The organism is Flavobacterium sp. 1355 (genome assembly GCF_017833415.1).
Classification (GTDB): domain Bacteria; phylum Bacteroidota; class Bacteroidia; order Flavobacteriales; family Flavobacteriaceae; genus Flavobacterium.
In genome coordinates this window covers 102862-123198 of the sequence record NZ_JAFICC010000008.1, presented here as the reverse complement: position 1 = coordinate 123198, position 20337 = coordinate 102862, and the positions used below count along the sequence as shown (strand labels likewise).

The window sequence follows — 20337 nt, the reverse complement described above, 5'->3', positions numbered from 1 at the left end:
TTTGCAAAACCTAACAATGCCTAATCTTTAAATTATAATTATGAAAAAATTTTACGACACAGAGACCAGTTTTGCCGACGCAGGAGATCGAAAAATTGCGTATCGCTCTTATGGCAAAGGAAAACCAATCATTTTTGTAAATCGTTTTAGAGGAACTCTGGATACCTGGGACCCTTTGTTTATAAAAATGATGGCCAAAAAATTTAATGTTATCACTTTTGATTATTCAGGAATTGGCTCTTCTACAGGCAATATGGCACCTGATATTGCCATTGTTGCCAAGGATGTAAAAGATTTGGCCGATACCTTAAAACTGAACACTATTATAGTTTTGGGCTGGTCTTATGGCGGACTGGTCGCGCAGGCTGTAACCTTATTATATCCCAATCTGGTAAGCCATTCTATATTAATAGGGACAAATCCGCCGGGGAAAAATGAAGTTCCTTTTGAGCAGGTTTTTCTGGATGCGGCCTTAAAACCAATAAATGATTTTGATGATGAAGTTGTTTTGTTTTTTGAGCCCAAATCACAAATAAGCCTGGCTGCTGCAAAGGCTTCGCATGACAGGATACACAAGAAAATTGATGTAAAAAAAATACCTTCTACAATGGAGGCTTTTCAGGTTTATTTTGCCGGAGGAGATGCTTTTAAGGAAGATATACTGAACTTTAGGGAGCAGATCAAAAAAACAAAAATTCCGATCCTGATTATATCAGGGGATCATGATGTAAGTTTTGCGGTAGAAAACTGGTACGCGATTGTAAATGAGATGGTAAATACTCAAATGATCGTTTATTCTGAAACTGGTCATGCCCCTCAGCATCAATATCCGGAAATGACTTCAAAATATATTATCAATTTTGTAAAATATACGCACTAGCAAACAGCAGGAATTAAAAAGAATAAAAAAATGAGGAAGTTAACTTCCTCATTTTCTTTTAATTCACATCAAAAGTGACATGTTTGATGTATTTTCTGTTGTAGGTATATAAGACGTGGACTTTTTTGTCTGAAGTCTGGATAATAGCGGGATAGCTGAATTCTCCTTCTGGTTGATTTTCGAGGTCAAAAAGTTTTTTCCATTTCAGTCCATCATTTGAGTATTCAACATCCAAAATATTACGTCCGTTAAACCAGTCTTTTCCTTGGGGCAAAGGGTTATTCACTAATAAAAATGATTTTTTGGATAAAGTCAGTGCGTCGATTCCGGAGTTTGAGTTCACTACGTTGATAGTGTCAGTACGCTGCCATGTTTTTCCGTTATCTTTTGACCAGCTTGACACTAGTTTGTTATGTTTGCTTCTCAATAACATCTGTATTGCATTAGTATGAAGCAAAAATGCAGGCTGGATAACATCGAATTGTTTTTTGTCTTCAACCGGTATTTTTTTCCATTGACCAGTTGCTTCTGTATACATTTCTACATGTGCTCTCCAATTGTTATTTTCTACACTTTCTGTGCTGCTTCCGCATAAAATAACACCAGGAGTTACCTCAACCGGTTTATTCCTGATTGGGCCCAAAATTCCTTTGGGAAGATATTTGGGTGCACTCCAGGTTTCTCCGTTATCTTTTGAGATTATCATGGCACCAAACCATTCTCTTGGATTTTTTCCGACTTTATAAAACAAATACAATGACTGACTTTTGCTTTTAAATAAAACCGGGTTCCAGCATGGCAAAGTATCGCCTTGAATTACTGCAGGTTTTATAAGGCTCTGAGGTGCAGACCATGATTTATCTTTGTAGGTTGAAAAATAAATTCCGACATCTTTTGCTCCTTCATATTTTCCGCCAAACCACGCTGCCATAATCTGGTTTGGTTTTACTTCTGCAAGTGTTGCTGCATGACTGTTTGTGGTAATTGGTTCCTGCGCAATATAACGCTGCGTGATGTTTACTGCTTTTATTTTTTTTTGTGCTGTAGAGTTAAATGAAAAAAACAGCGTAGAAAATACAATTACGGCATGATTAAATTTTATCATTATTGCTTTATTTTCCTATTTAGTAAAATAACAAAAGGAGAGTTACCTCTCCTTTTGCCGTTATAAGTAATGGATCCCTTAAATCTTTACTTACCAAATTAATTATTTTGTATCCCACCAAATTCTTGTTCCTCCAGAATCAGGGCCTTTTAATTTTGTGATAGCATCCTGAACAGCTTCGTTGTTTGAAGAATATTCGTTGGTCACATAAATAACACGTTTCATTAAACTTTTACCCACTCCAGGCTCATTGTTGTCTGTATTGATAGGAGCATAAATTACTTTTGCATCACTTCTTCTTAAATCAGCCCAGGCTTCCCAGGATTCAGGGAAAATAGCTAAATATTTCTGAACTGCAATTTGTGTACGTTGGTTTGCTACAGAAGCATCCCAGGCTACAGGAAGAGTTACAGGAACATCACTTAAACCTAAAGTTGGATAAGCTGCTGCAACGTTTGGAACAGTTGGTGTAGAAGTTCCAGCAATATAAGCTGCAACCTGAGCATCTGTTGCACCCCATTGTTTTAATGATAATGTGATTCCCTGCTCATATAAACCTTTTGCAGTTCCGTTCATATTCCATCCATTCAAAGCACCTTCAGCTCTGCTTAAATAGTTTTCAGAAGCCATGAAGATTTCGATGTTTTTAGATTCACTAAGGTTTCCGGCTGCACCGCTTCCTAGTACGTCATTATTAAACATAGAGAATTTTGTAGTTCCAAACTGACCTTGCAAACCTCCTACCGGACGTCCTTGGTAAACACCTGTATCAATTGGAGAAAACCATTTAGCTAATCTTGGATCATTATATCCTACAAGAAGACTTTCCATAGAAGCAGTCATGTAATAACCCCAGGAATTTACAATCATATTTAAATTGTTTGGTGTGATATTACTAACTTTAAAAGTAGCACTTTGCTCATTAGTTTCGATAACACCAGCTGCAACTGCAGTTTCTGCCTGAGTTTTTGCTTTTGCAGGATCTATATCAGAAATTCTTAATGCTAAACGCAATCTCATACTGTTTCCGAATCTCTTCCAGCTTTGTACATTTCCAGAATAAACTCTGTCATTTGGCTGAAGTGTTCCAACTGTAGTTGCAGAAGTAGCGTTTAGTGTAGCGTTTGCCTCATCTAATAATTTAAAGAAATCTGCGTAGATAGATTCAACACTATCGTAAGGTACTTTTTCTTTGTTATTTCCAGCTTCTGTATAAGGAATTGGACCATAACAATCTACCATTTGATTGTACATAAATACTTTCCAGATTTTTAATACTGCCAATGCATCAGCATTTCCCTGAGATGCTTTGATCGCATTGTTTAATGCCGGTACGGCAACTGTATAAAATCTCAACCATCCACGTCCTTCATAACCATTTACAAATGCATTTCTTTCTGTACCGTATCCACAGCTAAGATAATGTGTAAAAGTCGAAGGCAAAATACCTGTTGCAATACCCCATGTTCCCTGATCATCAACTGGTGATGAGTAAGAACCATTGTGGATCCCTGCATATAATGCCGAGGCAAACGCAGGACCTGCAAGAGTCTGATCTAACTGATCTTCTGTTAGTGTATTTTTATTCGTGTTTATTTCGTCAAAATCTTGTGTACAGCTTGAAAAAACAGCGAGCATTGACATAGCAACTCCCAATGTTTTAATTTTAAAATTATTTTTCATAATATCTTCTTTTTTTTAATTAAAATCCAAACTTCACATTCACACCATATTCTCTTGTAGAAGGAATATTGAAAGACTCGATACCTTGTAAGTTTCCTGTACCTGCACCTGCTTCCGGATCAAAGTATTTTGCTTCGTTTAAGAAGAAAAATAAGTTTCTGCCCACTAATGAAAAGTCAATACTGGCAAATCCTGTATTCTGCAACATACGTTTTGGTAATGAATAACCAAAAACAAGTTCTCTTAATCTGATGTTTGTTGCATCATAAATAAATGGTTCTGCTACCGGAGTTCTTTGTCCAATTGCTGTCCAGTATTGTTCTGCTGTAATGCTTGTAGTGTTTGGCGAATAAGTTCCGTTTCCGTTATCTATAACTCCGGGAACAACAATTCCGCCTTCTCTTCCTGCAAGAGTAACATCACTTACTCCTAAACCTGCTTCTCTCGCTTGTGAGTAAGAAATAACTTCTCCACCGATTCTAAAATCAACAAGGAAACTTAATGAAAAATCTCTATATCTGAAACTATTTTTGAAACCTGCTGTCCAGTCCGGGTTAAAGTTACCTGCACGAACACTAAAATCATCTGTTGCCAAAGGTATACCAGCCGAATTTACAATAATTTCTCCATTAAGATTTCTTCTGAATCCTTTAATGTATAAATCTCCGTACTCTCCTCCTTTTACCACTTTACTTCTTACTAACCTTCCTTCACCAATAACCAATTCTTCTCTGTTATCGTAGATAGAAGTAATTTTTGATTTATAAGAAGCGTAGTTTGCTAAGATATCCCAAGAGAAATTTTCTGTCTGGATAGGTGTAGCAGTAAGCGTAAGCTCTATACCTTTATTTTCAATATCACCTCCGTTTAATACTGCTCTTGATTTAGAAGAAGATTCAGGCGTGTTGATGTAGAAAATCTGATCTGATGTTTTTGTCTGGAAATAAGTAAAATCTAATCCTAAACGGTTTTTAAAGAATCTAACATCTGCCCCAATCTCTGTAGAACTAGACATCTCTGGTTTTAGGTTCGGGTTTGCAGCTGTAGTCTGAGAATATAACATACCTCCATTACCACCTATGTATGATAATTGAGAACTTGTCTGATAAGGATCTGTATCATTACCTACCTTAGCATAAGAAGCTCTAACTTTTGCAAAACTTATAACTTCCGGTAAAGTAACCATATCAGAGATTACTGCTGAAAGTCCTGCAGAAGGATAGAAGAAAGATCTGTTTTGTGATGGCAAAGCAGAAGACCAATCGTTTCTGGCAGTTATATCAAGGAAAAGGTAATTTCTGAAACCAATTTGAGAAAATCCATATACTGAATTAACTTGTTTTTCTGACATTGCAGATGTAGACTGAACTGTAGCTACGTTGATCAAAGAAAAATAGTTTCTTTTACTTAAAACTCCGCCTGATGTTAAAGAAGAACTTGATTGTTTCAACATGTTGGCACCTGCATTAAGACCAACTGTAAAATCTCCAAATGTTTCTTTATAAGAAAGTAAAGCGTCTGTATTGAATTCTCTTACTGTTTCGTAAAACTCACTGTACTGACCTAAGTTATTGTTAAATGCCTTAGTTGCGTATCTGTTTCTAAAAGTTTCATTATTCATTTGGTCTAAACCTGTTCTTACCTGTAAGCTAATCGTATTTGTAAAATCATATTTAAGAGAGGCAAGTCCTATAAATCTGTTTCTTTTATCATCACGTGAATCATTACGCAAAGCAGACCAGTATGGATTTCCTCCTGGAGAACCAGCTTCGTCTATAAAATAGTTTTGTTGCAATTGTCCTGCAGCATCAGTATATTCAAAATCTTTGTATTCATTAAATTTAATACTACGAGGTAATAAATAAGCTGAAGTACCAATTGACTCTTCACCTGTTCTTAGCAGGTTATCAATTTTCTGAATAATATAATTTGTTTTTACATCTAATGATAATTTATCAGAAAGCTTACTTGTCAATCTTAAGTTAAGATTGTGTCTGTCTAAAGCATTTCCCTGAACAATACCTTCTGCACGAGTATTTGTATAAGAAAAATATCCTTGTGCTTTTTCGTTTCCTGTAGTGATAGACAATGTATTAGCCAGGTTATATCCTGTTTTGTAAAAGTCTATAACGTTGTTTGGCTGAGGGCTATAACTTGTAGTAGCCGGACCTGCATAATTAGGATTAGTAGCTAACTGCCATGCAGAAACCTGACGTCCGTCTAATTTTCCTCCCCAGCTCGAAACAGAAATAGGATTATAAACTCCTCCGTCTCCCTGACCATATTCGTTTTGGAAATTTGTTAAATCATAAGCTGTAGAAGCCATGAAGTTTGACGATAATGAAACTGACGTTTTACCGGCTTTTCCAGATTTTGTAGTAATAATGATAACACCATTACTCGCTCTGTTTCCGTAAAGTGCTGCTGCAGATGGCCCTTTAAGAACAGTCATCGAAGCAATATCTTCAGGGTTAATGTTTGAGATACCGTCTGGCTGCGTAGTTCCTCCTGTATCAATATCAGAATTTCCTGCACCTGTACCATTACTGATTGGCACACCATCTACTACATATAATGGCTGGTTGTTACCATTTAGCGATCTGTTTCCTCTTAATGTAATTCTTGAAGACGAACCTACACCATTTGATGTTGTAGAGTAGTTAAGACCTGCAACCTTACCCGAAAGTGAGTTGGCAACGTTTAAAGATCTTGCTTCTGAAAGCTCATCTACAGCAATGTTCTGAGCAGAATAGGTAACGGCTTTTTTCTCTCTCTTGATACCAAGAGCCGTTACAACTACCTCTCCTAACTGGTGTGTGTCTGCACCTAATGACACATTAAGGGTAGTTTGTGTTCCTACCGGAAACTCTTTTGTTCCGGATCCTACATAAGAGAATACCAAAACTGAAGATTGACTCGGAACATTAATACTGTACTTACCATCAAAATCTGTTGATACACTAGTCTTTGTCCCTTTTACGACAACATTTGCTCCCGGGATCGGAATTCCGCTGGTGGCATCTGTGATCGTTCCTTTTACTGTTGTTTGTGCTTGTAGATTTTGAAATCCGAACAGGCAAATTACAAACAGTAATTTTAGTACATCTTTAATCATATAGTTGTTTTTTGAGTTAATAACATGTTAAATTTACTGAAGGAGTTGTTAACTAAATCATTATTTCGACAAATGACAATTTTGAAAAGGTGTACGTTCTACATTTATTAAAAACGCCATTTTTTTCCGACTTAAAATCCTTACCTTTTTTAACTTCAACATGTTATTAATCCAAACGTTTTACGGCTTTTTTAACCGTATTCTATACAAAATACTTAAAAACATAAATATCTTGTTTTTCGATAAACAACTAATTAATGACTTTAAAACTTTGTTTTTGCAAATTAGAAGAGTTCCCTCCAATCATAACCTGAAAATCACCGGCTTCTACTACATTCTTCATTTCTCTGTTCCAAAGGCTTAATTCTTCTGCGGTCAAAACAAATTCTACTTGTTTTGTTTCTCCTTTTTTAAGGAATATTCTTTTGAAACCTTTTAATGTTTTCTCCGGAGTTGTTACGCTGCTATATACATCATTGATATATAATTGAACTACTTCGTCTCCATCATAATTTCCGGTGTTTTTTACATCAACAGTTGCTTTTATTTCGCCATTACTTTTAATATACGTATTACTTAATTTAAAATTTGAGTATTCAAAAGTGGTGTAGCTTAGCCCATAACCAAAAGTATAAAGCGGGTTTTCGCTTTCGCTCACATATCTGTGTATAGCAGATGGTTTTTGGTTATAATATATAGGCAGCTGCCCAACAGATTTAGGAAATGTGATCGGCAGTTTTCCGCCCGGATTATAATTTCCGAATAAAACATCGGCTACAGCCTTTCCTCCTGCTTCTCCGGGAAACCAGCCTTCTACGATTGCAGGAATATTGTCGTTTATCCAGTTTATAGAAAGCGGACGACCGTTTAACAATACACAAACCACAGGAGTTCCTGTTTTCTGGATCGCTTCTATCAATTCCTGCTGCATTCCGTGCAAATCCAAACTTGCAACATCTCTGTTTTCTTCTACCAATTCATTAGATTCTCCTAAAACCACAATCGCAACATCTGCTTTTTTAGCAGCGTCTACGGCAGGCTGTAAATTTACTCTTTCTAAATTCCAGCGTAAGTGCGCTCTCGCTCCCCAGCCTCCTTCCCACATCTCAATGCGGACTTTGTATTTTTTACCGGCTTCGATATTTTTTGGAGTTGTTACTATGCTGGTTGCACCTTTTGACCAGTTGTCAATTACCAGCTGATCGTCAATCCACATTCTGATTCCGTCATCAGAACTTAAACCTAACCAGCCATCAAAAGCTTTGTCGGATTTTATAAAACCTGTCCAACGAATAGAAAAATCATCATCATTAACGCCAACACCTGGCGACCATGGCCAGTCAAACTCTAACTGATTGTCAATACGGGTCAACGCCGGAGTTCCTTCTACATTTCTGTTATTAAAATATTCTGCTTTCAGACCGTTTTGAGCTTCATCCGGAGTAAATAAATATTTTGACGGAATAACTTGCCCCATCACAATCAATGGAACTCCTTCTTCATAAAGTACATTCGTGTTTTTTCCAACAACTTGTTTTACACCTTCCAAAACTGTTGTTCCTACTTTATTATGAACCGAATATCCTCCTAATCTGGAAGCATTTGCATTTGGGCCAATAACAGCAACGGTTTTAACATCTTTATTTAAAGGCAGTGTATTATTTTCGTTTTTTAATAAAACCATAGATTTAAGACCTGCTTCTAAAGCTATGTCCTGATTTTCTTTGGTATGAAAACGATCTTTGATTAAGTTGCTTGCCGTATAAGGGTTTTCAAATAATCCCAATAAAAATTTCAGACGCAAAACGCCTCCAGCAGCACGGTCGATATCGGCCATTGCTAATTTCTTTTCATTCACAAGTTCGATAACTGTTTTTTGCCAGAACTCGTTTGTAAAATCATAAAACTGCATATCAACTCCTGCAGTAATTGCTTCTCTGATACTTTCTTTTGGAGAATCTGTAACATTATGTGTGGTTTGAAGGTATTTTATTGCGCCTAAGTCTGAAACTACAATCCCTTTAAAACCCCATTCTTTTCTCAAAACATCTGTCAATAACCATTGGTTGGCAGCACATGGAATTCCGTCCAACTCAGAATAAGCACACATTGTACCCAAAGCACCGCCTTTCATAAATGCTTTTTGAAATGAAGGCAAATGGTCTTCACGTGCCGAACGCTCTCCTACCAAAATCGGAGAAGAATTTCCTCCTGCCTGCGGAATACCGTGCACGGCAAAGTGTTTTGGTTCTGCAATTATTGACTGGTCAGAGGTTAAATCGGTTCCTTGCATTCCTTTTATAAATGCCAGGCCAATTTCACTGTTCAGATAAGCATCTTCACCAAAAGTTTCTGCAACCCTTCCCCAACGTGGTTCACGGCCAAGATCCAAATTAGGTCCCAAACCAAAATGTACTCCGTGTGCTCTGGCTTCTTTAGCGATTACCTGCCCGACTTTGCCAATAACTTCTGTATCCCAGGTTGCCCCAAGGCCAATGTTCATTGGGAAAGCTGTACTTCCGTCATCCAGATAACCGTGAAGCATCTCACACATAATAAGTGCAGGAATTCCCCATTTATTTCCTTTTATAACATTTGTCTGCAGATCATTGATCATTTTTGCCGAACGCGGATAAATGTCATGAATGGCTCCAATTCCTAAGTTTCCGATTTTCAATGCCGATTTTGTCTTAGAGAAATCTTCTTTTTCTTTAAAATATTCTCCTTTGTACATATCCATCTGGCGTACTTTTTCCTCCAGGCTCATTTTGCTTAACAAGTCTTTTACCCTGTCTTCAACAGGTAATTTTGGATCCTGGTACGGGTATTTTTTTTGCGCTTGGATTTGGTTAAAAAAACCTACAGCCATTACAAAAATAATGGCTGTTTTTTTGATTTTTAGTTGTAGCATAGTTGTGAGAGTTTAATTTTGAATCACTTTTAGCGTATTTCCATTCACAAAATCTTCATGGGAAATAAAAAAGCTGTTAAGTGTTTTTCCGTTTAATTCTATTGTTTTGATTTTTCCATCAGTATTGATTTCTCTTTCAATTACAATATTTTCTTTTTTATAATATTTTGGGTCTAATTTGATTGTTACTTTATCAAACATGGGTGTCGTAATTGTATAAACCGGATCTCCCGGAGAAATCGGGTAAATGCCCATCATAGAATAGACTAACCAGGCAGACATGGTTCCGGTATCGTCATTTCCGGGTAAACCTTTTGGTTTATTCTGGAAATACTCTTTTACGAGTTTTTTTACCAGTTCCTGGCTTTTCCATTCTTCTCCTTTTATGTAATTAAATAAATAAGGATAAGCAATATCGGGTTCGTTTGCCATATCAAATTGTTTGATATCAAATACTTTTTGCAGCTGGTTGCTAAACGCCTTTTCACCGCCCATTAATTTTATAAGTCCTTTCATGTCATGTGGTACCATAAAAACATATTGCCATGCATTTCCTTCTATAAAACCAACATTTTCTTCAAAATTTGCTCCGGATTCGGGATCAAAAGGTTCATACCATTTTCCGTTAGCAGTTCTTGGCCTAAGTAATTTTAAATCCTTATCATATAATTTTCGGTATGATAAGGAACGTTTTGTAAAACGCTTATAATCATCTTTTTCTCCTAAAGCTTTCGCTAAAAGTGAAATCGCATAATCTGATGTATTATATTCCTGAGTTGTAGAAACAGGACCACGATAATTAGTCGATAAATAGCCTTTTTCAATATATTCCTTAAGCCCGGGACGTAATGGATTTTTTTCGATTTGATCAGCACCTTTTAACATGGCATGGTAGGCTTTGTAAATATCAAAGTCCTGTATTCCTTTTAAACAGGCATCGACTATAACGATACTTGCCGGATCTCCTACCATTGTAAATGTTTCTGTCGAATTTAATTCCCATTTTGGCAGCCAGCCGTTTTCATCATACATTTCTAACATGCTTTTTATCATATCAGATTGTTGCTTTGGATAAACTAAAGAGGTTAACGGATGCATGTTGCGATAGGTGTCCCACAAAGAAAATGTAGTATAACGAGTGCCATCCGTTTTAGCAATCTTGCTTCTTTTTATAACAGGATATTCTCCATTAATATCATTCAAAGTGTTAGGATGAATCAAAGTATGATACAAGGCGGTATAAAAAATCGTTTTATCATCTTCTGATCCTCCTTCGACCAAAATCTTAGAAAGTTCTTCGTTCCATTCGTTATAGGTTTCTTTATAAACCGCATCAAACGATTTGTTCCCGGTTTCTTTTTCTAAGTTTTCGCGTGCGTTTGCAATGCTTACATATGAAATACCAATTTTGACTTCTACCGTTTCCTGCTTGTCAAATTTATAAGAGAAATAAGTTCCGATACTGTCACCTACAACCGTTTTGATGGTATTATCCATCATTCGTGCTTTTCCGTTATAAGTCATCCACTGCGCTTCTGTACCTTCATATTTTGACGGTTTTTTCCAAACGCCAAACTTGTGTGCGGGTTTAGAAAATTTTGCTACAAAATAAACCGGATAAGCATCTTCGGGACTATTATAACAAAACGAACCTACAGAACGCATTCCTTCAATTTCTGTCGGAGACACTACTTTTACCATTGCACCTTCTTCGTTTGTTAAACCTAAACCAAGATTCAACAACACATTAGATTCTCCTTTAGGGAAAGTAAATTTGCTTACTCCAACTCTTTTTGAGGCTGTAAATTCTGCTTTGATTTTGTACTTGTCAATGTTTACACTGTAGTAAGCTGCTTTTGCAATTTCGCTTGAGTAGGTGGAGCCGTAAGTGAGATGATTGATTTCTACAGCTCCTGTTGTCGGCATTACTAATAACACCCCCAATTCTGGGCATCCTACTCCGCTTAAATTTACCTGACTAAATCCGGTCAGGAAAGTATTTTCATTTACATAAGGATTAGACAGCCACTGACTGTCTTTTTCTAATTTATTTTGTTTTCCTGCAACATTAAACGGACTTATACTTGCCATTCCTCGTGGCGCTATCGGACCCGGAAAAGCAGCTCCGTAATTTGAAGTGCCAATAAACGGATTTACAAAATCTGCCGGTTGTTGTGCAAAAACAGTAATACCAGAAAACAGCATGAAAAAAAAACATGCTGTCTGAATTGTTATCCTTTTACTTAAAACCATAATAATTTTTATCTGTTAATAGCTTCGATTTTTAAAGTCCAGGCTTCTTTACAAGGTAAATTGTTTCTTAAACTTTCCGGAATCACCACTTTAAATCCTTGTGCTTCTTTTGTCCATTTTAATGAAGTTTTAGAACCCAACATCGTGATTTTTGTTCCTTTTTTAGGATTGATTGATTTTACCACAACTTCTGCAGGAATCTTATCTTCTCCTTCTTTTGCCAGATAGAATGCAAAAACATTTCCGGCTTTGTTTTGTGTCAGACAAATGTTGTCTTCTTTGAAAGGTTCAATTGGTTTTGTTTCATAAATAGCAGAACTGTTTACTTTCATCCAGTCTCCATAAGCATTTAATAAATCATAAGCACCTTGCTGCCATTCTCCTTCAGGACTTGGAGCAACATTCAATAATAAATTTCCGCCTTTTGCAACGATATCAATAAGCATATGAATACCTTGTCTTCCTGTTAAATATTTAGCATCAGGAGTATAAGACCATCCACCTCCCGAAGTGATACAAGATTCCCAAGGGTAAGGCAATGTTTTGGCTGGCACGCGACCCTCTGGTGTTAAATAGTTTTGGTTAATACCATGCACAGCTCTGTCCACAACAATTAATCCCGGTTGTTTTTGACGTGCTTTTGCAACCAATTCGTCCATTTTTGGATCCTGATCAACTACTCTGTGTTTTATAAAACCGTTTTTGGCTTCGTTTTCAGCAAACTTTTCGTCGTAATTTTCTTTGATGTTTTGCTGGTCTCTTTTACGAACCCAGCCACCGTCTAACCATAAAATATCAACTTTACCGTAGTTGCTAAGGATCTCTAGAATTTGGTTGTGCGTAAAATCAACATATTTCTGCCATTTTTCAGGATAAAGAGCCGGATCGTAATTTACGTTTCTGTCGAATGGAGGAAAGTAAGGATCCCAGTAATTTTCATTATGCCAGTCCGGTTTAGAAAAATACGCTCCTGTTGAAATATTTTCTGCTCTAAAGGCATTAAAAACTTCTTTTAAAATATCTGCTTTTGGATTTGTATTAAATGGACAATCCTTATCTGTTACTTTATAATCAGAATATTTGGTATCGTACATATTAAAACCGTCATGGTGTTTTGTGGTAAAAACCATGTATTTCATTCCTGCATATTTGGCAGCTTTTGCCCATTTTGCAGGGTCAAATTTTACAGGATTAAAAGTCTTTTTAAGGCCTTCATAATCTCTTACATAATCATTATAACTCGCAGGGTTACTTCCCTTTTTACGCTCGCACCATCCGTAATCTTCAGGACAAATAGACCAAGACTCAACAATTCCCCATTGGCTGTAAGTTCCCCAGTGCATTAGCAAACCAAATTTTTTGCCTTGCCACTCTTCTAAATTTTTTAAAACCAACGGGTCTTTTTCCGGAACATATCTCTCATCTTCGTAAATGGCTTGTGAAAACATTTGAACCGAAAATAATATCGCGATTATGAATATTCCTTTTTTCATCTTTACTCTATTTATTATGTTTATCATTCTTTGTTTTTGTTGGTATCAAGCTTTGTCAAAGTTTAAAACTTTGACAAAGCTTCTCTGCATTTGTTTTCCCAAAATACAGGATATTATTCTTTATAAAATCACACTAAATACCTTAATTCACCAAAACCTCATCAACAAATATCCAGGAACTTTCTCCCTTCGGGCTTTTCTTTAAATTTGTTGCGATCACTTTTACAAATCTGGCATTCTGTTTTTGGAAATTGATTTTAAAATCTTTCAATTCAGGAATCGGGTTAACAGCATACGGACGTACTATTTTACCAACTTGTAAATATTTGTATCCATCATTAGAAATAAACACTCTAACTTCTGTCGGGAAATTAACTCCTGCACCCTGGCTTTCTAAAGTTCCAAGGATTACTTGTTCTATACTGTCTACTTTTCCAAGATCTACTACAAGTTCCATATCATTTACCAGCCATGCCTGCCATTGTCCGTCATGAAAGTTTTTAGATCCTCTAATTGTATTTACCATACAAAAAGGGCCATCTCCTTTATAACTTTGATTATATGGCGTCAGGTAACTTACTTTTTGAGCTACCGCTTTGTGAAATATAATGGTATCTGTAAAAGTTTTTCCGACTGGTTTATCATTTTGAAATAAGGAAGCTTTGAATACCGTTGTTTCTTTAAACTCAATCGGACTTACATATTTGATTGCATGATGATCGATCGTTTTGTCACCGATCACATAACGTATATCCGGATTTGGAAATTCATTCTTCAATGTTACGTTGATTTGCTTTTTTGCCAAATCGGCATTAGAAACAGCCGTTACCAAATAAGCACTTTTTGCATAATTGATTCCCAGATAATCATAACGTTTTAACAGTGAGGTTAATCTCGTTGTAAAATCATTCCAGTTGCGGCTTTCTTTAGTGCTCCATAAAGTTTCTGACAATGCGGCCAGTCTTGGAAAAAGCATGTATTCAGAATCTTTTGGTCCTGCTATATGCTCTGCCCATAAATTGCCTTGTCCTCCTAAAACATGTGATGCCTGCGCGGGTGTCATTGCTCCAACAGGATCAAATTCATACACTTTATTCAGCGGATTATAAGCATCAAAAGCTAATGGTTCTTCATTCTGAGGTCCCTGATAAAAGTTTAAATAACAAGGAGATTCCGGAGTCATAATCACATCATGACCTTTATCTGCAGCTTCGGCACCGATTTTTTCTCCTCTCCAGCTCATTATGGTAGCCGAAGGATTAACACCGCCTTCGAGAATTTCGTCCCATCCGATTATTTTCTTTCCTTTTGAATTAACGTATTTCTCAATTCTTTTTACAAAATAGCTTTGTAATTCTCCAACATCTTTTAAATGTTCGTCTTTGATTCTTTTTTGACAATGTGGACATTTTGCCCAGTTTGTTTTAGTCGCTTCATCGCCTCCGATATGAATATATTTTGAAGGAAAAATGGTCATTACTTCATCTAATACATTTTGCAGAAACTCAAACGTGGTTTCTTTTCCTGCACAATAAATATCTGTAATGGGCCATAATCCTCCCGATGGCACACCAATGCGCTGGTCAAAACAAGCCAGTTCCGGGTAAGAAGCGATTGCACTGCTTACGTGTGCCGGCATTTCTATTTCGGGGATAACTTCTATGTTTTTGGCTGCAGCATATTTTACGATTTCTTTTAACTCTTCCTGGGTTAAAAATCCTCCGTAAGTTCCTTTTTCGTCCGGATTTGTAGTCAGTCTGGCATTCCAGCTTGTGTTTTCCTGATCCACTCTCCATGCACCTACTTCGGTAAGTTTTGGGTATCTTTTAATTTCAATTCTCCATCCCTGATCGTCAACCAGATGCAAATGCAAAACATTCATTTTGTGCATTGCCAAGCGGTCTATGGTCGCTATTATATAATTTTTATCAAAGAAGTGGCGTGACAAATCCATCATAAAACCTCTCCATTTAAAACGAGGCTCGTCTGTAATGGTAACATTTGGGATTTCCCATTTTGCACTACTCACTACATATTTGCTTTCAATAGCTTCCGGAAGTAATTGTCTGATACTTTCCAATCCATAAATAAAACCTGCGTTTCCTTTGGCAGTAATGGTTATGCTTTTTTGATTTACATCTAAAATATAAGCTTCGTTTTTTAAGTTCTGATCTAACTTAAACTGAATAAAATTTGCCACCGGAGCACTCGCCGTAATCTGAGGGCGCCATCCTGCAGCGGTTTCAAATTTGCTGATTAAAGCTGTTGCGGCATCTTTCTGAAAATCGCCATTGGCAACAAACTTAGTGTCTTTAGAAAACTGAAACACACCCGTTTTTATCAAAACCTGAGCTGGTTTTGGAACAATCTGAATGTCTTTTTCTGTATATATTTTTTGACTATAACCTGAACTAAAAGCAGTTAGAAAGATTATAACACAAAATGTTTTTAATACCTGCATATTAATTATTTTAAAGATGGTGTAATGTTAAATTGATACTGATAACTTTTTTCTCTCAAAAGATATTTTTCCATTGGCCATGCCTGCCAGCTGTCTATACCTCCCACACCCATTTGTTTCCAATCAATTTTTAAACTGGTTAAATCTCTTTCTTTCAGTTCTGCGGCGTGTCGCTGGTCTTTCTTTGTTCCGTCGTCTAAATCTTCATTTAGAAAATGCAAAGCTGTGAAAGACAATAACTCATCTGATTTTACAGTTAGTTTTAACTTATCTCCTGATAATTCTACCCATCGCACATCTGTTTTATTTCCGGTTTCCTGCGGACGAATGTAGGGATAGTACTGCTCAGAAACGGTTTGATTATAAAGACCTACTTTTGCGCTGTAATTTCTGTCGATATAATTTTCGAAAGGTCCTCTTCCATAATACGATACATTACTAAAATCTTTTGGAACAATAATTTCCATACCAAATCTTGGCAGCATTACTACTTCTTTGGTTTTATCAATATTCAATTGTTCTTTTACATTGAGCTGTCCATTGCTGTTGATTTCATAATTTAGTTCCAGTTTTGCTGAAACCTGTGGCAAGTCATAAGTTGCTTTTACCAAAACTTTATTGTCTTTGGTAACCGAATGGGTCCAGCTAACCAATGTTGGGTTTTCTGTTGCTTGTTTCCAGGCTACAAGATAATTCTGCAAATTAGCTCCAAAATCATTGTCATTTGGTGCTCTCCAGAAATTAGGGCGTAATTGATACCCTTCTTTTATAATCGGATGATTTTCGAAAGTATAAGAACTTATAAATCCTGTTTTTTTATCGAAAACAATTTCTGTTTTATCACTTTTAAAAACAGTATTATTTACATTTTTTAAAACCGTAATTTTTGATCCGCCATTAATTTTAATGTCATTTTTCCAGGTTCCTTTTAGTGCCAGCTGTTCTGTTGCAATTTCAAAACCTTTTGGCAAAAATGGCTCTTCCTGTTTAAGGAAATACGAAATATTTATAAAAGCTTCTTTAAATTCTTTTCCTTCTAAATTTACCGGAAGTGTATAGGTTTTAGACTGATTCGGGTTAATATCTAAATTTTCAATAGTTCCTTTGGCATCTTCTTTACCGTCTAAAATTAATGTCCATCGCAAACCAACATTGCTTAAGTCCTTAAATGAAAATTCATTATAAACTTTGATAGTTGCTGTTGGAGCATTATCCCATGAAGTCAGAATATTTTGCAATACATTTCGAACTTCAAAAGCATGCGGATTTGGTTTTCTGTCTACAGTAAATACACCATTGTTAACAAAATTGTTATCGCTCCTTACATCTTTTGGTCCAAAATCACCTCCATAGGCTAAAATTTTAGTTCCGTCCGGCAATGTTTTATATACAGATTGATCGATCATGTCCCATATAAATCCGCCCTGAAAATTTGGATACTTTCTGTAAACGTCCCAATAATCCTTAAAATTCCCCATAGAATTCCCCATCGCATGTGCATATTCGCATTGAATATAAGGACGGTCCGGATGCGGATTTGCCAAAATGTATTCTTCCATTTTATTTGGAGAACTGTACATCGGATCAATAATATCAGAATTCCATTCGTACTTTAAATCTTTTCCGTCCCAAGCGCCGGCAGTGGCTCTTTCGTACTGAATAGGTCTTGATTTATCACGATTTTTTATCCATAAATAACCTCTGTAAAAGTTATATCCGTTTCCTGCCTCGTTACCCATACTCCAGATAATCACAGAAGTATGATTTTTATCTCTTTCAACCATACGCTGCATACGCTGAATGTGGGCCAATTCCCAGTCTGGTTTATTCCCAAGGGTTTTGGTAATATCATAACCCATTCCGTGCGATTCTATGTTGGCTTCATCAACTACATAAATTCCATATTTATCACACAACTCATACATATATTCATCGTTTGGATAATGCGACATTCTCACTGCATTGATATTAAATTGTTTCATCAGTTTAATATCTTCTTCCATACGCTCTTTTGAGATCGTTTGTCCGGTAACGGGATCTGTTTCATGACGGTTTACTCCTTTTATATAAATCGCTTTTCCGTTTACTAAAAGCTGGCCACCTTTAATTTCAACCTTTCTAAAACCAACATCTTGATTGATAATTTCTACAATCGCTCCTTTTTTGTCTTTTAAAAGAAAAGTTACCTGATAGAGGTTTGGAATTTCTGCGCTCCATTTCTTCGGATTATTTACTACAAAATCAAAGGCTGCTTTTTTAGTTTCAGCTGAAAGAATGGTGCTTTTAGAGTCAATAACTTTTCCGTTATCTTTCAATTGAACTTCAAAAGTATAGCTGTCTTTTTTATTTAAATCTGAAAATTCTGTTGTTATTTTCAAAGTTCCGTTTACATAAGACGCATCTAAATCAGGACTGATTTCGTAATCTTTTAAATGAACTTTGTTTCTTGCAACGAGGTAAGAATCTCTTGTAATTCCGCTCATTCGCCACATATCCTGACATTCAAGATACGAACCGTCATTCCATTTCATTACTTTAAGAACGATGCTGTTTTTTCCTGCTTTGATGTATTTATTCAGGTTAAATTCAGAAGGTAATTTTCCGTCTTCGCCATAACCAACATACACTCCGTTTACCCAAACAGTAAGGTTTGATTTTGCTGCGCCAATATGCAGAAATATATCTTTTCCTTCCCAGCTTTTATCTACCGTAATTTCTCTTCTGTAAATTCCTGTCGGATTATAATTTGTTGGAACAAATGGCGGATTTGGCGCCATTAGATAATCAAAGTCATAAGTTGTATTTACATACACCGGATATCCGTAACCGTTTACATCCCAGCTTGCAGGGATTTTGAAGTTGTCCCACGACGCATCATTAAAAGTAGTATTTTCAAAACCCGCAGGTAAATCATTTGGAGTGGTCAGGTATTTAAATTTCCAGGTTCCGTTTAGATCCAGATAATTTTGAGATTTTCTATAGTCATTTTGAGTCGCGGCTGCTTCATTTTCATAAACGAAATAAGAAGCGTGCATTGGTTCTCGGTTCTCCTCATTAATTTTCTCGTTTTGCCAGTACGGAACTTTTTCCTGTGATTGTCCGGATACTATTGCAGTGAGTAATAAGGTTAATATGGATATTGTTTTTTTCATTTTTGTTTTTGTTTTAACACATAGAACATAGATTTTAAAAGTAAAAAAATGATGTGACATTTATTTAATCTTTTATGAGAGAAAAAAATCTATGTTTCTATGTGTTTAATTTTTATTTTTCAACGGATTAAAATCCGTTGCTACAAAATAATCCGTTCCACAGGAAACTCTTTACCCAAGAGCTTAGGCTCAAAATATATTGTAGGGATGGATTTTAATTCATCAATCGCAATTATTTATCCCAGGACATTTTAAATTTTGCATCTTCCATCCTGTGACCTTTTTCATCATCAGAAACGGCATAGTTAAAACCAGATCTTAGACTGTACCCCGCATGTTCACCGTTTTTATTCAAAGCGATAAATCCGACTTGCAGGTATTCCATGTCTTTATGGTTTTTATGTTTGTTATAAATACGTTCTGTAATTTCTTTACAGGCGTCATAAGGCGATTTGCCCTGACGCATTAATTCGACTACCATTGCGCTTCCTGCTGTTCTGATTACGGCTTCTCCTAAACCGGTTGCTGCCGCAGCACCCACCTCGTTGTCCAGAAAAAGACCCGCGCCGATGATTGGGGAGTCACCGACGCGACCATGCATTTTCCAGGCAGCACCACTAGTGGTACACCCTCCCGAAAGGTTGCCGTCTTGATCCAACATTAGCATACTTATGGTATCGTGATTTTCTATATTAATGACTGGCTTGTATTTAGAATCTTCAAGCCATTTTTTCCAGTCTTTTTCAGATTCCGGAGTTAGTAAGTTTTCTTCTTTGAACCCTTCTGATAATGCAAACTGAAGCGCTCCCTGCCCGGCCAGCATTACGTGAGGAGTGTTTTGTAATACTCTTTTTGCTACCGAAATAGGATGCATAATGCCTTGCAGGAAACATACTGAACCACAATTGCTGTTATGGTCCATAATACAGGCATCAAGAGTTACTTTCCCTTCGCGATCCGGATATCCACCATAACCAACACTTCGGACATTCGGATCTGCTTCAGGAATTTTCATACCGGCTTCAAGCGCATCTAAGGCTGATTTTCCGGCTTTTAATTGTTTCCAGGTTTCTTGATTTGCAGGTAAACCATGATTCCATGTCGAAATAACGATAGGTTTCTTTTGCTTTTTAACCGGATTTTCTACTTCTGTTTCCTCTTCAGTATTTTTTGCAAATCCGCTATAGCCCAAAACTGAACTTATAGCTAGTGTGCCTAAAGTTGTTTTTTTAATAAAATCTCTTCTATTTGACATTTGTTTTACTTTTAAATTAATCTACCCGA

10 protein-coding genes are annotated in these 20337 nt (G+C 36.5%); 1 reads left to right on the top strand and 9 read right to left on the bottom strand.

All coding sequences use genetic code 11. The annotated features are described in order from the left end of the window. Positions 1 to 40 precede the first annotated feature (40 nt). Positions 41 to 880: an alpha/beta fold hydrolase gene (locus JOD96_RS11795; protein WP_209564469.1), complete on the top strand. Its 840-nt coding sequence runs from the start codon at positions 41 to 43 to the stop codon at positions 878 to 880. Between the two features lie 58 nt (positions 881 to 938). Here JOD96_RS11795 and JOD96_RS11790 read toward each other — a convergent pair whose 3' ends face one another. From JOD96_RS11790 to JOD96_RS11750, 9 genes are all read right to left on the bottom strand, one after another. Then, positions 939 to 1985, bottom strand: coding sequence for a sialidase family protein (locus JOD96_RS11790; RefSeq protein WP_209564468.1), 1047 nt, complete (start codon positions 1983 to 1985; stop codon positions 939 to 941). A gap of 102 nt (positions 1986 to 2087) precedes the next feature. Then, positions 2088 to 3668 carry a SusD/RagB family nutrient-binding outer membrane lipoprotein gene (locus tag JOD96_RS11785; protein ID WP_209564467.1) on the bottom strand — a complete coding sequence of 527 codons (1581 nt, stop codon included), beginning with the start codon at positions 3666 to 3668 and terminating at the stop codon, positions 2088 to 2090. Positions 3669 to 3687: 19 nt separating this feature from the next. Further along, positions 3688 to 6783 (bottom strand): SusC/RagA family TonB-linked outer membrane protein, encoded by a 3096-nt coding sequence (locus JOD96_RS11780; protein ID WP_209564466.1) that lies wholly within the window; start codon positions 6781 to 6783, stop codon positions 3688 to 3690. Positions 6784 to 7033: 250 nt separating this feature from the next. Next, positions 7034 to 9694 (bottom strand): glycoside hydrolase family 3 N-terminal domain-containing protein, encoded by a 2661-nt coding sequence (locus JOD96_RS11775; protein ID WP_209564465.1) that lies wholly within the window; start codon positions 9692 to 9694, stop codon positions 7034 to 7036. Positions 9695 to 9706: 12 nt separating this feature from the next. Next, positions 9707 to 11947 (bottom strand): GH92 family glycosyl hydrolase, encoded by a 2241-nt coding sequence (locus tag JOD96_RS11770; protein ID WP_209564464.1) that lies wholly within the window; start codon positions 11945 to 11947, stop codon positions 9707 to 9709. An 8-nt stretch (positions 11948 to 11955) separates the two neighbouring features. Beyond that, positions 11956 to 13440, bottom strand: coding sequence for an alpha-L-fucosidase (locus tag JOD96_RS11765; RefSeq protein WP_209564463.1), 1485 nt, complete (start codon positions 13438 to 13440; stop codon positions 11956 to 11958). Positions 13441 to 13582: 142 nt separating this feature from the next. Beyond that, positions 13583 to 15901 (bottom strand): family 20 glycosylhydrolase, encoded by a 2319-nt coding sequence (locus JOD96_RS11760; RefSeq protein WP_209564462.1) that lies wholly within the window; start codon positions 15899 to 15901, stop codon positions 13583 to 13585. Positions 15902 to 15906: 5 nt separating this feature from the next. After that, on the bottom strand, positions 15907 to 19053 hold the full coding sequence (locus JOD96_RS11755; RefSeq protein ID WP_209564461.1) for a glycoside hydrolase family 2 TIM barrel-domain containing protein: 3147 nt from the start codon (positions 19051 to 19053) through the stop codon (positions 15907 to 15909). 232 nt (positions 19054 to 19285) lie between these two features. Then, entirely contained in the window at positions 19286 to 20308 is a 1023-nt protein-coding gene (locus JOD96_RS11750; protein ID WP_209564460.1) for an isoaspartyl peptidase/L-asparaginase family protein, read from the bottom strand. Between the last annotated feature and the right edge of the window lie 29 nt (positions 20309 to 20337).

Coding starts and splice junctions, on each gene's coding strand:
- JOD96_RS11795 (WP_209564469.1), top strand. CDS start 41: ATGAAAAAATTTTACGACACAGAGACCAGTTTTGCCGACGCAGGAGAT.
- JOD96_RS11790 (WP_209564468.1), bottom strand. CDS start 1,985: ATGATAAAATTTAATCATGCCGTAATTGTATTTTCTACGCTGTTTTTT.
- JOD96_RS11785 (WP_209564467.1), bottom strand. CDS start 3,668: ATGAAAAATAATTTTAAAATTAAAACATTGGGAGTTGCTATGTCAATG.
- JOD96_RS11780 (WP_209564466.1), bottom strand. CDS start 6,783: ATGATTAAAGATGTACTAAAATTACTGTTTGTAATTTGCCTGTTCGGA.
- JOD96_RS11775 (WP_209564465.1), bottom strand. CDS start 9,694: ATGCTACAACTAAAAATCAAAAAAACAGCCATTATTTTTGTAATGGCT.
- JOD96_RS11770 (WP_209564464.1), bottom strand. CDS start 11,947: ATGGTTTTAAGTAAAAGGATAACAATTCAGACAGCATGTTTTTTTTTC.
- JOD96_RS11765 (WP_209564463.1), bottom strand. CDS start 13,440: ATGAAAAAAGGAATATTCATAATCGCGATATTATTTTCGGTTCAAATG.
- JOD96_RS11760 (WP_209564462.1), bottom strand. CDS start 15,901: ATGCAGGTATTAAAAACATTTTGTGTTATAATCTTTCTAACTGCTTTT.
- JOD96_RS11755 (WP_209564461.1), bottom strand. CDS start 19,053: ATGAAAAAAACAATATCCATATTAACCTTATTACTCACTGCAATAGTA.
- JOD96_RS11750 (WP_209564460.1), bottom strand. CDS start 20,308: ATGTCAAATAGAAGAGATTTTATTAAAAAAACAACTTTAGGCACACTA.